Origin of the sequence: Sphingomonas qilianensis (assembly GCF_039614825.1) — a bacterium.
Taxonomy (GTDB): domain Bacteria; phylum Pseudomonadota; class Alphaproteobacteria; order Sphingomonadales; family Sphingomonadaceae; genus Sphingomonas; species Sphingomonas qilianensis.
This window is the reverse complement of the sequence record NZ_JBDIMF010000005.1, coordinates 161,320-174,589: the sequence shown is the minus strand read 5'-3', so window position 1 is coordinate 174,589 and position 13,270 is coordinate 161,320. Positions and strand designations below refer to the sequence as shown.

10 protein-coding genes are annotated in these 13,270 nt (G+C 66.1%); 6 read left to right on the top strand and 4 right to left on the bottom strand.

The features are described from left to right. Positions 1-171 precede the first annotated feature (171 nt). Entirely contained in the window at positions 172-1,968 is a 1,797-nt protein-coding gene (locus ABC969_RS12510) for an IlvD/Edd family dehydratase (RefSeq protein ID WP_380808146.1), read from the bottom strand. A 286-nt stretch (positions 1,969-2,254) separates the two neighbouring features. Here ABC969_RS12510 and ABC969_RS12505 point away from each other — a divergent pair, with 286 nt between their 5' ends. From ABC969_RS12505 to ABC969_RS12490, 4 genes are all read left to right on the top strand, one after another. Then, positions 2,255-3,559, top strand: a complete 1,305-nt coding sequence (locus ABC969_RS12505) for a sugar MFS transporter (protein WP_345865347.1) — start codon at positions 2,255-2,257, stop codon at positions 3,557-3,559. 159 nt (positions 3,560-3,718) lie between these two features. After that, positions 3,719-5,296 carry an aldehyde dehydrogenase (NADP(+)) gene (locus tag ABC969_RS12500; RefSeq protein WP_345865346.1) on the top strand — a complete coding sequence of 526 codons (1,578 nt, stop codon included), beginning with the start codon at positions 3,719-3,721 and terminating at the stop codon, positions 5,294-5,296. 50 nt (positions 5,297-5,346) lie between these two features. Continuing rightward, positions 5,347-6,330 carry an AraD1 family protein gene (gene araD1 / locus ABC969_RS12495; protein WP_345865345.1) on the top strand — a complete coding sequence of 328 codons (984 nt, stop codon included), beginning with the start codon at positions 5,347-5,349 and terminating at the stop codon, positions 6,328-6,330. A 2-nt stretch (positions 6,331-6,332) separates the two neighbouring features. Continuing rightward, positions 6,333-7,256 (top strand): Gfo/Idh/MocA family protein, encoded by a 924-nt coding sequence (locus tag ABC969_RS12490; RefSeq protein WP_345865344.1) that lies wholly within the window; start codon positions 6,333-6,335, stop codon positions 7,254-7,256. On the opposite strand, the gene ABC969_RS12485 is transcribed toward ABC969_RS12490, so the two are convergent. Beyond that, positions 7,246-7,434 carry a hypothetical protein gene (locus ABC969_RS12485; protein WP_345865343.1) on the bottom strand — a complete coding sequence of 63 codons (189 nt, stop codon included), beginning with the start codon at positions 7,432-7,434 and terminating at the stop codon, positions 7,246-7,248. The genes ABC969_RS12490 and ABC969_RS12485 overlap by 11 nt on opposite strands. A gap of 208 nt (positions 7,435-7,642) precedes the next feature. Here ABC969_RS12485 and ABC969_RS12480 point away from each other — a divergent pair, with 208 nt between their 5' ends. Further along, on the top strand, positions 7,643-9,058 hold the full coding sequence (locus ABC969_RS12480; protein WP_345865342.1) for an amino acid permease: 1,416 nt from the start codon (positions 7,643-7,645) through the stop codon (positions 9,056-9,058). Positions 9,059-9,094: 36 nt separating this feature from the next. On the opposite strand, the gene glf is transcribed toward ABC969_RS12480, so the two are convergent. Both glf and ABC969_RS12470 read right to left on the bottom strand, forming a co-directional pair. Beyond that, on the bottom strand, positions 9,095-11,431 hold the full coding sequence (gene glf, locus ABC969_RS12475; RefSeq protein WP_345865341.1) for a UDP-galactopyranose mutase: 2,337 nt from the start codon (positions 11,429-11,431) through the stop codon (positions 9,095-9,097). A gap of 145 nt (positions 11,432-11,576) precedes the next feature. After that, positions 11,577-11,840 carry a DksA/TraR family C4-type zinc finger protein gene (locus ABC969_RS12470; protein ID WP_345865340.1) on the bottom strand — a complete coding sequence of 88 codons (264 nt, stop codon included), beginning with the start codon at positions 11,838-11,840 and terminating at the stop codon, positions 11,577-11,579. A 157-nt stretch (positions 11,841-11,997) separates the two neighbouring features. Here ABC969_RS12470 and ABC969_RS12465 point away from each other — a divergent pair, with 157 nt between their 5' ends. Then, positions 11,998-13,164, top strand: a complete 1,167-nt coding sequence (locus ABC969_RS12465) for an isovaleryl-CoA dehydrogenase (RefSeq protein WP_345865339.1) — start codon at positions 11,998-12,000, stop codon at positions 13,162-13,164. The last annotated feature ends 106 nt before the right edge of the window (positions 13,165-13,270 follow it).

Genomic DNA, 13,270 nt, shown 5'->3' with positions numbered 1-13,270 from the left:
CCGGACCAAGTCCGCAGTGACACATAGGGTTATACTGCGGTTCCAGGCCCGGCGAAGGCGGGGGCCAGTCGTGCCGGTCGATGTGACCGACGCCGCCGCCCGCCACCTTTCGTTTCCCGACTGGCCCGGCCTCCGCCGGGGTCGTATGGTCAGCGTGCGCCTACGCCGCGATCAGTGATTATCGCGCGGCAGGCCCATGGTCTGCGCGATGCGCTGATACTTCTCCGCGCCTTCCAGGATCGCGCCGGTCTGCAACTGGCCCACCGTGGCGCGCTGGATTTCCTGCCACGGCGTCTGCGAGGCGGGATAGGCATAGCCGCCCGCTTCGACCAGCGCGCGGCGGCGCTCGGCCAGCTCGGCATCGTCGAGCAACACGTCGGCCGACCCCTTGTTCAGATCGATGCGCACGCGATCACCCGTGCGGATCAGCGCCAGCCCGCCCATTGCCGCCGCTTCGGGCGAGGCGTTGAGAATCGAGGGGCTGCCCGACGTGCCGGACTGGCGACCATCGCCGATGCACGGCAGCGCATGCACGCCTTCGCGGATCAGATAGGCCGGCGCGCGCATGTTGACGACTTCGGCCGCGCCCGGATAGCCGATCGGCCCGGCCCCGCGCATGAACAGCAAGTGGCTGTCGGTGATGCCGAGCGCGGGATCGTCGATCCGCGCATGATAATCCTCCGGGCCATCGAACACCACGGCGGGGCCTTCGAACGCCTCGGGATCCTGCGGGTTGGAGAGGTAGCGGTTGCGGAATTCGGGGCTGATCACGCTCGTTTTCATGATCGCCGATTCGAACAGATTGCCGCGCAGCACGATGAACCCGGCGTCCTGCTTCAGCGGCGTGGCGAACGGGCGGATGACCTTGTCATCCTCGATCGTGGCATCACGGCAGTTATCGCCGATCGTCTTGCCGTTGGCGGTGATCACGTCCTCGTGGATCAGGCCCTGCTTCATCAGTTCGGCGACCACCGCGGGCACGCCGCCGGCATGATAGAAATCTTCCCCCAGATATTCGCCGGCGGGCTGCAGATTGACCATCAGCGGCACCTTGTGGCCATGCGTCTGCCAGTCATCGAGCGCCAAATCGGCGCCGATATGGCGGGCAATGGCGGCCAGATGGATCGGCGCGTTGGTCGAGCCGCCGATCGCCGAATTGACCACGATTGCGTTGAGGAATGCCTCGCGCGTCATGATGTCGGAGGGTTTCAGATCCTCGGCGACCATCTCGACGATGCGCTTGCCAGTGAAATACGCGACCTCCTGGCGATCGCGATACGGCGCGGGAATGGCGGCCGAGCCGGGCAGTTGCATGCCGAGCGCCTCGGCCAGCGAGTTCATCGTCGTCGCCGTGCCCATCGTGTTGCAATAGCCGGTCGAGGGCGCGGAGGAGGCGACGAGCTTGATAAAGCCCTCGTCATCGATCGCGCCGGTCGCGAGCAGTTCGCGCGCTTTCCACACGATCGTGCCCGATCCCGTGCGCTCGCCCTTGTGCCAGCCGTTGAGCATCGGGCCGACCGACAAGGCGATGGCGGGGATGTTCACCGTCGCGGCGGCCATCAGGCAGGCCGGCGTGGTCTTGTCGCAGCCGATCGTCAGTACCACGCCGTCGAGCGGATAGCCGTACAGCACTTCGACCAGCGCCAGATAGGCCAGGTTGCGATCGAGCCCGGCGGTCGGGCGCTTGCCGGTTTCCTGGATCGGGTGGACCGGGAATTCGAGCGGGATGCCGCCCATCTCGCGGATGCCCTCGCGCAGCCGCTCGGCCAGCACGAGATGGTGGCGGTTACACGGGCTGAGGTCGCTGCCCGTCTGCGCGATGCCGATGATCGGCTTGCCCGAGCGCAATTCCTCCAGGCTCAGCCCGAAGTTGAGATAGCGCTCGAGATACAGCGCGGTCATGTCGATATTGGCGGGATTGTCGAACCAGGCGCGGCTGCGGAGGTTGGGGGCAGTGGGGGCAGTCATGGTGATGAACTCCGAAACGTAACGGGCGACGGTCAGGCGATCGACCATCGGGTGGCAAAGCGGGCCGGGATCAACGCGCGCACGGGCACATGCCGGCGTTTCGCCGTGGGCGCGTCCCGTATTGCCACGATCATGGCAATGGCGGAACGGCCGATCGCGATTGCATCACCCAGGGGCCGCGCGCTATCCCTCCGCCATTCCTAACCGCGTTGACCCGACGTGTCTCCATATATAGTCGGACAATAACAATGATTGCCGGCCTGCCGGCGATAGGGAGAGTTTGATCATGGCATTGCCCCCCGGCGTTAGCGCCACGCCTCACGCCGCCACGGGCGGCGCGCCGGCGACCAGTTATCGCGCCGCGCTGACGTTGCTCGCCAGCCTGTTCTTCATGTGGGGCTTCATCACCGTCATCAACGGCACGTTGCTGCCGCATCTGCGCAGCGTGTTCGATCTATCCTACACGCAGACCACGCTGATCGAATCGGTGTGGTTCATCGCCTATTTCTTCGCCTCGATCCCCTCGGCCAAGCTGATCGAACGCGTCGGCTATCAGCGCTCGATGGTCATCGGGCTGGCGATGATGGCGGCGGGCGCGCTGATCATGGTGCCGGCGGCGCGGCTGCCATCCTATGGCGTCACGTTGTTCGCGTTGTTCGTCATCGCCAGCGGCATCACGCTGCTGCAGGTCGCCGCCAATCCGTATGTCGCGGTGGTCGGCAAGCCTGAAACCGCCTCGTCGCGGCTCAATCTGGTGCAGGCGTTCAACTCCGCCGGCGCCACGCTGGCGCCGTTGTTTGGCGGCTATCTGATCCTCGGGCGCACCACATCGGGCACCGCCGTCGCCGGCGCCGCCGCGCTGACCCCGGCCGAGCGGCTGGCCGATGCGCAGTCGGTCGTATTGCCCTATGTGATCGTCGCGGTCGTGCTGGCGGTGCTCGCCATCATCATCGCGCGCTTCCCGCTTCCCGCCATGGGCGCGGCGACGCAGCGCCATGCCAAGGAGGAGCGCAGGGGGCATTCGCTGTGGAACCACCGCAACCTGGTGTTCGGCATCCCCGCCATCTTCATCTACCTCATCGCCGAGATCGGCGTCGGCAATCTGTTCATCAATTTCGTGTCGCAGCCCGATATCGGCAATCTCACGCATCAGCAGGCCTCGGATTATCTGTTCCTGCTGTGGGGCGGGATGATGATCGGCCGTCTGGTCGGCGCTTTCGTGATGCAGAAGGTGGATGCCGCGAAGGTACTCGCCATCGCCAGCATCGGCGCCACGATCGTCATGGTCATCGCCGCCTTCACCACCGGGCACGTCGCGATGTGGGCGCTGATCTCGGTCGGCCTGTTTCACTCGATCATGTTCCCCACGATCTTCACGCTCGGCATCAAGGGGCTCGGCCCGCTCACCGAAGAGGGATCGGGGCTGCTGATCATGGCCATTGCCGGCGGCGCATTGGTCATCGTGCAGGGCTGGCTGGCCGATCAATATGGGTTGCAGGCATCGTTCCTGCTTACCGCATTGTGCGAACTCTACGTGTTGTTCTACGCCTTGTGGGGCTCCAAGCCGGTGGTACGCGGGGCCGCTCGGTAGCGCTAACGCTGATCGCATCGCACGGTCGGTTCAGCCGATCGCGCATGGCGGCGGTCGCGGGACGCGCTATATGGACGGCGGGCGGCTATGCCTTGCTTTTGCGCAGCAGATTTGCGAGCGACCGCGGCCAAGAGATAATGTCAGACTAAAGGATCGACGATGGACATCACCGGAGCAATTCTGATCGGTTCAACCGACCGCACGGCGGGAACCACGTTCGACGCGGTCAATCCCGCCACCGGCGCGGCGCTGACCCCCTCCTTTGCCGAGGCTGGCCCCGCCGATGTGGCGGATGCCTGCGCGCTCGCCGCAGACGCCTTCACCGTGTTCAGCGATCTCGCGCCCGAGCAGCGCGCGCAGTTCCTGGAAGCCGTGGCCGAGCAGATCGCCGCGATCGGCGACGTGCTGATCGAGCGCGCGATGGCCGAAAGCGGCCTGCCGCGCGCCCGCCTGGAAGGCGAGCGGGGCCGTACCATCGGCCAGCTCAAGCTGTTCGCCTCGGTCGTCCGCCAGGGCGACTGGGTCGATGCGACGATCGATCCGGCACTGCCTGATCGCGCGCCGCTGCCGCGCCCCGATCTGCGCCGTCGCAATATTGCCGTCGGCCCGGTCGCGGTGTTCGGCGCGTCCAACTTCCCGCTCGCTTTCTCGGTCGCCGGTGGTGACACCGCCGCCGCCTTCGCCGCCGGTTGCCCGGTGGTGGTCAAGGGCCATCCGGCGCATCCCGGCACTGGTGAGCTGGTCGCGCGCGCGGTCCGCGCCGCAGTTGCGGCACAGGGTCTGCCCGAAGGCGTGTTCTCATATCTGCCCGGCACCACCAACGATCTGGGCGGCGCGCTCGTCGCCGATCCGCGCATCAAGGCGGTGGGGTTCACCGGGTCGCGTGGCGGTGGCCTGGCGCTGGTGCGGATCGCCGCAGCGCGCGCCGAGCCGATCCCGGTCTATGCCGAGATGAGCAGCATCAACCCGGTCGTCCTGTTCCCCGGCGCGGCGGCATCGCGCGGCGCGGCGCTGGGCACGGCGTTCATCCAGTCGCTGACGATGGGCGCGGGCCAGTTCTGCACCAATCCCGGCCTGGTCGTCGCGGTCGAAGGCCCCGAGCTCGATGCCTTTATCGAGGCCGCCAAGGCCGCGCTCGCGGTCAGCCCGGCGCAGCAGATGCTGACCCCCGGCATCCATGGCAGCTATTGCCACGGCGTCGATGCGCTCGCCGCGCATCCCGCGGTCGACGTGCTGGCGCGTGGGCTGGTCGGTGAAGGCCAGGGCCAGGCGCAGGGCGCGCTGTTCGCCACCACGGTGGAGAAGTTCCTCGCCGATGCGGCACTCGGGCATGAAGTGTTCGGCTCGTCCTCGATCCTGGTGCGCGCGCGCGACATGGCCGAAGTCACCACCTTGCTCGAGGGTCTCGAGGGCCAGCTGACCGCGACGATCCTGTTCGACGAAGCCGATGAAGCGCTGGTCGCGCCGATCATCCCGATCCTCGCGCGCAAGGCCGGTCGCATCCTCGCCAATGGCTGGCCGACCGGCGTCGAAGTTGCCCATGCCATGGTCCATGGCGGGCCGTTCCCGGCAACCAGCGACGGTCGCACCACCTCGGTCGGCACGCTGGCGATCGACCGCTTCCTGCGCCCGGTCTGCTATCAGGGTCTGCCCGATTCGCTGCTCCCCGCGGCAATCCAGTCGGCCAACCCCTGGAAGCTGGCGCGCCGCATGGATGGCACGATCGAGCGCGGCTGAGCCGTATCGGCGTCGCCCGGCGGGCGGCGCCATGCCTTGAGAGGAATGACGTGACGATATCCCTGGTTCAGTTCCGCGGCGGCGATGGCGCGCGCGGGGTAGCGGTCATTGGCGCTGACGATCAGCCGCGCATCGTGCCGGGGGCGACGACGACCTTGGCCCTGGCGCAGGCCGCGATCGTCGCGGGCCGCTCGCTCGGGGATATCGTTGCCGCGGCGGGCGAGGGCGCGCCGATCGATCTCGCCACCGTCACGCTGCTTGCGCCGATCGACCACCCGGATAGCGCGCATCTGTTGATGACCGGCACCGGGCTTACGCATCTCGGCTCGGCCGAAGGGCGGGACAAGATGCACCGCGCCATCGATGCCGCCGCCACGCAGACCGATTCGATGAAGATGTTCCTGATGGGCGTCGAGGGCGGCAAGCCTGCCGACGGCGCGGTCGGCGCGCAGCCCGAGTGGTTCTACAAGGGCGATGGCACTGCGCTCATCGCGCCGGGGGAGGCGCTGCCCTCGCCCGATTTCGCGCTCGATGCGGGCGAGGAGCCGGAGATTGCCGGCATCTACCTGATCGACGCGGCGGGCGCGCCGGTGCGCATCGGCTTTGCGCTGGCCAATGAATTCAGCGATCACGTCACGGAACGCGGCAATTATCTGTGGCTGGCGCATTCCAAGCTGCGCCCGGCGGCGCTCGGCCCCGAATTGCTGATCGGTGATCTGCCCGCCAGCGTCGAGGGCACGAGCCGCATCGTGCGAGGCGGCGAGACGATCTGGCAGAAGCCGTTCGTCTCGGGCGAGGCGAACATGTCGCACAGCATCGCCAATCTCGAGCATCACCATTTCAAATATGCGTTGTTCCGCCGCCCCGGCGATGTCCACGTGCACTTCTTCGGCACCGCGACCTTATCGTTCAGCGATGACGTCCGCACGCAGCCGGGCGACGTGTTCGAAATCGCCGCCGCGCCGTTCCGCCTGCCGGTGAGCAACCCGATCGCCGTCGCCGCCCCGGCGCCCGTCGCCGTGCGGGCGCTCTGAGCATGACGATTGCCATCGCCGTCGTCGGGCTCGGCAAGATCGCGCACGATCAGCATCTGCCCGCCATCGCCGCCTCGGATGAATTCACGCTGGTCGCCGGTGCGAGCCCCGAGGGCACGGCCGAGGGCGTGCCGGTATTTAAGGATATCGATGCACTGCTTGCCTCGGGCATTGCGGTGGATGCCATCGCCATGTGTCAGCCGCCGCAGGTGCGCTATGTCACCGCCGCCAAGGCGATCCGTGCGGGCAAGCATGTGCTGCTTGAAAAGCCGCCCGGCGCCACGCTGGCGGAAGTCGAGGGGCTGGTGCGCTTCGCCGAAGAAGGCGGCACGACGTTGTTCGCCGCCTGGCATTCGCGTTATGCCCCCGCGGTCGAACAGGCGCGCGCCTGGCTTGCCGGGCAGCAGGTCGTCTCCGCCGACGTCATCTGGAAAGAGGATGTCCGCCGCTGGCATCCCGGCCAGCAATGGATCTGGCAGCCGGGCGGGCTCGGCGTGTTCGATCCGGGCATTAACGGCCTGTCGATCCTGACGCGCATCATGCCCGATTTCATCCATCTGGCGGATGGCGAAATGGAAATTCCCAGCAATCGTGCCGCGCCGATCGCCGCGCGCATGTCGCTCGCCGACACGCAGGGCGCCAAAATCAACGCCGAATTCGATTGGCGGCAGACCGGCCCGCAAAGCTGGGACATAAATGTGACCACCACGACGGGTACGTTGGCGCTGAGCAAGGGCGGCAGCGAGCTGGTCATCAACGGCGTGTCGCAGCCGGTTGCGGCGCATGGCGAATATCCCGCGCTGTATGCCGATTTCGCGCGGCTGATTCGCGCCGGCAAAAGCGATACGGATCGCAGCCCGTTGCGGCTCGTGGCCGACGCATTTCTGCGTAGCCGGCATGTCGCGACCGAGCCGTTCATCGATTGATGCCGCGCTGACGTCGTTGTCCGTATGCCTGTTCGGAAGCCGGTTGATCGGTCGCCTCGAGCGCATGGCGCCGCTCGGCAATGAGGTGCAGATCAGGCGGCGATAATGCGCGCGAAGGTTGCGTCGGCTCAACACGATCTGGATTGATCGCGCCGACTGCTTCTGGGATGGTTTTCACATTATCTGATCAACCGGCCGCCTGTCCCGGTTGCGGAGCACCGTCGGCCGGAGTGACCAAGCGCAGAACATCGTCGTCCGCAGCCTTTCGGAGCGCGTGTGCGAGATCGTTCGCGAGCGGGCCGGACATATCAGGGGCAGGCTGGGCGATCCGCACGCGCAATGCAGAACGATGGTGACCTGATACAGGCGCCCAACAGGGGAATGGAATGTTCGGACCACGCAAGTCGCTCAGCCACGTAACGCAGCATGAATCGGGGCACCGCCTGGCCAAGACGCTGAGCTGGCCGCATCTGATCGCTTTGGGCGTTGGCGCGATCGTGGGCACGGGCATCTATACGCTCACCGGGGTTGGCGCCGAGCGCGCCGGCCCGGCCGTGATCCTCGCCTTTGCCATCGCCGGCGCGGTCTGCGCCTGTGCGGCGCTCTGCTATGCCGAGTTGGCCACGATGATTCCGGCGGCGGGCAGCGCCTATACGTTCAGCTATGCCGCGCTGGGCGAAAAGATCGCCTGGGTGGTCGGCTGGAGCCTGATTCTCGAATATTCGCTGGCCTGCGCCACCGTCGCGGTCGGCTGGTCGGGCTATCTGGTCGGCTGGATCGAGGCGGCGGGAGTCCACCTCCCGCCCGAAATCCTGGTCGGCCCGCATGGCGGCGGGATCGTCAATCTGCCCGCCGTCTTTGTGGCGTTGGCGGTGATGGGCATGCTGATCGCCGGCACGCGCGAAAGCGCCACGCTCAATATCGTGCTGGTGATCATCAAGCTTGTCGCGTTGGGCGTGTTCATCGCCTTCGCGCTGCCGGCGTTCCAATCGAGCAATCTCGAACCGTTCATGCCCTATGGCTTCGCCAGCACCGAAATCGGCGGGCACAAGCGCGGGGTGATGGCGGCGGCGGCGATCGTGTTCTTCGCCTTTTACGGCTTTGATGCGGTGGCAACTTCGGCTGAGGAGGCCAAGAATCCGGGCCGGGATCTGACCATCGGCATCATCGGATCGATGGCGGTGTGCACCGTGATCTACATGGCGGTGGCAATCGCCGCGATCGGCGCCTTGCCGTTCCAGCAGCTCGCCAATTCGCCCGAGCCGCTGGCGCTGGTGCTGCGCAGCCTGGGCCAGCCCGCCGCGGCCTATCTCATCGCGCTGGCCGCCGTGATCGCCTTGCCCTCGGTGATCCTGGTGATGATGTATGGCCAGAGCCGCATCTTTTTCGTCATGGCGCGCGACGGCCTGCTGCCGCGCGGCCTGGCCAAGGTTTCCCCGCGCACCGGCGCGCCGACCCTGATCACGTTGCTGACCGGGATCTCGATCGCGGTGGTGGCGGGGATCTTCCGGCTCGACGAGATTGCCGAACTGGCCAATGCCGGCACGTTGGTGGCGTTCATCGCGGTCGGCGCGTGTCTGATGGTGCTGCGCCGCGCCGCGCCCGACATGAAGCGACTGTTCCGCTGCCCGCAGCCGTATATTGTCGGCACGCTGGCGATCGTCGGCTGTCTGTATCTGCTGGTCAGCCTGCCCTCGTCGACGCTGGTGCGCTTCGTGATCTGGAACGCGATCGGGCTGGCTTTCTATTTCGCCTACAGTCGCAGTCGCAGCCTGGTCGGCAAGGCCGGTCGCGCGGCCTGAGGCAGCGGGGCCGGACGCGTGTCCGGCCCCGTAGGATCACACCGAGACGGCGGCGATCGCCTTGACGCCGATCCGCGGGGCGAGCCGGCGATAGGTCGCCAACGCCTGGCCCACCACCTGGTCCATGTTGTAATATTTGTACGTGGCCAGACGCCCGACAAAGCTCACGTCGGGCAGCGCATCGGCCAGCGCCTCGTATTGCTTGTACACCGCCTGATTGTCGGCGCGCGGGATCGGGTAATAGGGATTGCCGGTGGCGCTCGAATATTCGTAGCTGATGCTGGTCTGGCGATGCACTTGGCCCGTCAGCTGCTTGTATTCGGTAATGCGCGTGAAGGGCGTATCCTCCGATGGATAATTGACCACCGCGACCGGCTGGAAGCGTTCCATGTCGTGCGTCTCGTGCTGGAAATCGAGGCAGCGATAAGGCAGCGCACCGAAGCGGTGATCGAAATATTCGTCGACCGGGCCGGTAAAGATCGTGTGCCCCACGGTCACGCGGTTGGCCACGTCGCGGAAATCCACGCCCAGTTCGACATCGATCAGATCGTGATCGACCATATTCTCGAACATCCGCGTATAGCCATCGAGCGGCATCGCCTGGAAACTGTCGAGGAAATAGCGATCGTCGATCGAGGTCCGCGTCGGCACGCGTGCGGTGACCGATTTGTCGAGCTCGCTTGGGTCCAGGCCCCATTGCTTGCGCGTATAGCCGCGGAAAAACGTTTCGTAGAGTTCCTGGCCGACGGCGGCGATCACCACGTCTTCCGAGGTGCGGATCTCGCGTCGCTCGGCGCGCGCCGCCAGGAACGCGGCGGCCTGGTCATCGTCCTGCAGATCGAGGCCGTACAGGCCGTTGATCGTCGTGCGGTTGATCGGGATGGGCAGCAATTTGTCCCGCACCGCCGCCAGCACGCGATGCTCATAGGGCCGCCATTTGGTGAATTTCGAGAGATACTGGACGATCTCGTCGCTGTTGGTGTGGAAGATGTGCGGGCCGTAACGGTGGATCAGGATGCCGGCGGCATCATGCTCGTCATAGGCGTTGCCGCCGACATGCTCGCGCCGGTCGATCAGCAACACGCGCTTGCCCGCTTGCGACGCCAGCCGCTCGGCCAGGGTCGCCCCGGCAAAACCAGCGCCCACCACCAGCACGTCGTAATCCGGCCGCGCGTTGGCGCTGCGGATGGCGGGGGCGGTGACGACGTCGTTGGCCGGCAGCGCTGGCTGGCGGCGCACCTCGGCGGCGGCCAGCACCATCGCGTTCATGCCCGCGAACGTCCGGTCCCACGACATGTCCGCCAGCACCGTATCCGCTTCGTTCAGCCATGCGCCGGTTGCCGGCAACGCCAGTACGCGTGCGCATTCGGCGATGAACGCCTCCGGCGTCGCGGCGATGCCCACGCCCTCCATGTCGCCATATTGCGACACGACATCGACGATCGGCGTCGACACGACGGGCTTGCCGGCGACCAGATATTCCGGCGTCTTGGTCGGGCTGATAAAGCGCGTCGCGGCATTGATGGCAAAGGGCATCAGCGCCGCGTCCCAGCCCGCCAGATAGGCCGGCAGCTCGGCATAATCGCGCGCGCCGAGCCAATGGATGTTGGCGCGCTGGGGCAGATCTTCAGGCGCGATCTTGGCCACCGGGCCGATCATCACCAGCGACCAGTCAGGCCGCGCCACCGCCACCGCCTCGATCAGGGCAAGATCGATGCGTTCGTCGATCACGCCGTAAAAGCCCAGGATCGGCCCGGCGATCGTCGCCTGATCCGCCAGGGTCGTGATCGCACCACGCGCTGCCGCGAAATGCGCCACGTCGACCGAGGAGGGGAAGGCGCGGATATTGCCGTGGCGGGCCTTCTTCGCTTCGTACAGGCTCTGTCCGCCGGTGAACATCACGTCGGCGCGCGCGATCAGCGCCGCTTCGCGCGTGATCAGCGCGGGATCGGCGAAGTTGAACGCGGAGAGCTCGTCCATGCAGTCATACACCACCGCCGCGGCGGCCACATGCTCGGCAAAGCCGTACATCATCGGCGTATAGAACCACAGGATCGGCGTTGCGGAGACGCTGGTCGCCAGAAACATGTCGAGCAATGCCGCCAGCCCGGCCTCACGCTCGGCGGCGCTCCAGCCGTGCGGCACGCGCGGGCGCAGCGCGATCACATTGTCCGCCGGGAAAGGATGATATTCGAGAAAGGGCAGATGATGATCGCACGCGATCGGCTCTTCCCAGAAATAGACGCGGCGTTGCTCGGCAAAGCGGCGCATCAGATGCTGCGGGCGCTGCAGCACGAAATCCCAACGCAAATGCGAAAAGCAGATCAATGGTGCGGCATCGGCCGAAGACTTGGATAGGGCGATAGGATGCACGCGATACTCCCGCATAAGTCACCCACCCCGCACAGCGCGGTAGCGGGCCGATCAACAACTTCCATTAATCTGGATCACCATCCGAAACTTTTGCCCGAAACTCTGTTCGGACGCGTTTCGCTTCAATACAGGCCGTGCCGCGCGGTCAGCGCAACTGGCTGTCCTTGCTGCCGCGGCGGTTGATCCCGCTCATCACCGTCCTGGTGTCGCGGCCCGATTGGCACGCGACACATGTTCTCACGCCCGGCACGGCCACGCGGCGGCGTTCGGGGATCGGCTCGCCGCAATCCTCGCAATGCGTCTCGCTATCGCCGCTCGGCAGCAACGTCCGCGCGCGCAGCACCGCGTCGGCGATCGTATCGTCGATCTGATCCTGCACTGTCCCGTCCGGGGCCCAACCGCCGGCCATGGCTTTGTCCATTCTGTAATATACCAGACATAACTGGACACAGGCCGCATAGGTTCCGCCGCCGGCACTAGTATCAGCGGTTACCGCTTCGGTTCCCACCGCGCCCCCGTTAGGCTAGGGAGCCTTGCGCACGATTCACGATGCGGCTGGAGAGGTAATGACGCCCGATTTCGATTTCGCGCTCGGCGAGACCGCGGACATGATCCGCGAGACCACGCAGCGCTTCGCCGCCGAGCAGATCCTGCCGCTCGCCGCCCGTATCGATGCCGAGGACTGGTTCCCGCAGCAATTGTGGCCGGCGATGGGCGCGCTCGGTCTGCACGGCATCACCGTGGCGGAGGAGGATGGCGGCCTGGGCCTGGGCTATCTCGAACATGTCATCGCCTGCGAGGAAGTGTCCCGCGCCTCGGCCTCGGTGGGCCTCAGCTATGGCGCGCACAGCAATCTGTGCGTCAACCAGATCGCGCGTTGGGGCAGCCCGGAGCAGAAGGCCAAATATCTGCCCAAACTGATTTCGGGCGAGCATGTCGGCAGCCTCGCCATGTCCGAAGCGGGCGCGGGGTCGGACGTCGTCTCGATGAAGCTCCGCGCCGAGAAGACCGATACGGGCTATGTGCTCAACGGCACCAAATTCTGGATCACCAACGCCGCCTATGCCGATACGCTCGTCGTCTATGCCAAGACCGGGGAGGGCAGCCGCGGCATCACCACTTTCCTGATCGAAAAGGGCATGCCCGGCTTCTCGATCGGCCAGAAGATCGACAAGATGGGCATGCGCGGCTCGCCCACGGCCGAGCTGGTGTTCAACGATTGCGCGGTGCCCGACGCGAACGTCATGGGCCCCACCAATGGCGGCGTCGGCGTGCTGATGTCCGGCCTCGATTACGAACGTACCGTGCTGGCGGGCATCCAGCTCGGCATCATGCAGGCCTGCCTCGACGTGGTCGTGCCCTATGTGCGCGAGCGCCGTCAGTTCGGCCAGCCGATCGGCAGCTTCCAGCTGATGCAGGGCAAGATCGCCGACATGTATGTCGCGCTCAATTCCGCCCGCGCCTATGTCTATGCCGTGGCCAAGAGCTGCGACGCGGGCAAGACCACGCGGTTCGATGCGGCCGGCGCGATCCTGCTGGCGAGCGAGAATGCGGTAAAGGTCGCGGGCGAGGCGATCCAGGCGCTGGGCGGCGCGGGCTACACCAAGGACTGGCCGGTCGAGCGCTTCTTCCGCGATGCCAAATTGCTCGATATCGGCGCAGGGACGAACGAGATCCGCCGCATGCTGATCGGGCGCGAGCTGATCGGCGCGAGCGAGAAGGTGGCGCAGTGATTCCCTGTCACCACCGTCATCCTGAACTCGTTTCAGGATCCACCGTGCCACAAGCGCCGCCCTTCCTTGTGGAGCGGTGGATGCTGAAACAAGTTCAGCATGACGG

Bases quoted from the DNA above. Each gene is read 5' to 3' on its own strand.
- ABC969_RS12510 (WP_380808146.1), bottom strand. From the start codon at position 1,968: ATGACTGCCCCCACTGCCCCCAACCTCCGCAGCCGCGCCTGGTTCGAC.
- ABC969_RS12490 (WP_345865344.1), top strand. From the start codon at position 6,333: ATGACGATTGCCATCGCCGTCGTCGGGCTCGGCAAGATCGCGCACGAT.
- ABC969_RS12505 (WP_345865347.1), top strand. From the start codon at position 2,255: ATGGCATTGCCCCCCGGCGTTAGCGCCACGCCTCACGCCGCCACGGGC.
- ABC969_RS12470 (WP_345865340.1), bottom strand. From the start codon at position 11,840: ATGGCCGGCGGTTGGGCCCCGGACGGGACAGTGCAGGATCAGATCGAC.
- ABC969_RS12465 (WP_345865339.1), top strand. From the start codon at position 11,998: ATGACGCCCGATTTCGATTTCGCGCTCGGCGAGACCGCGGACATGATC.
- ABC969_RS12500 (WP_345865346.1), top strand. From the start codon at position 3,719: ATGGACATCACCGGAGCAATTCTGATCGGTTCAACCGACCGCACGGCG.
- ABC969_RS12480 (WP_345865342.1), top strand. From the start codon at position 7,643: ATGTTCGGACCACGCAAGTCGCTCAGCCACGTAACGCAGCATGAATCG.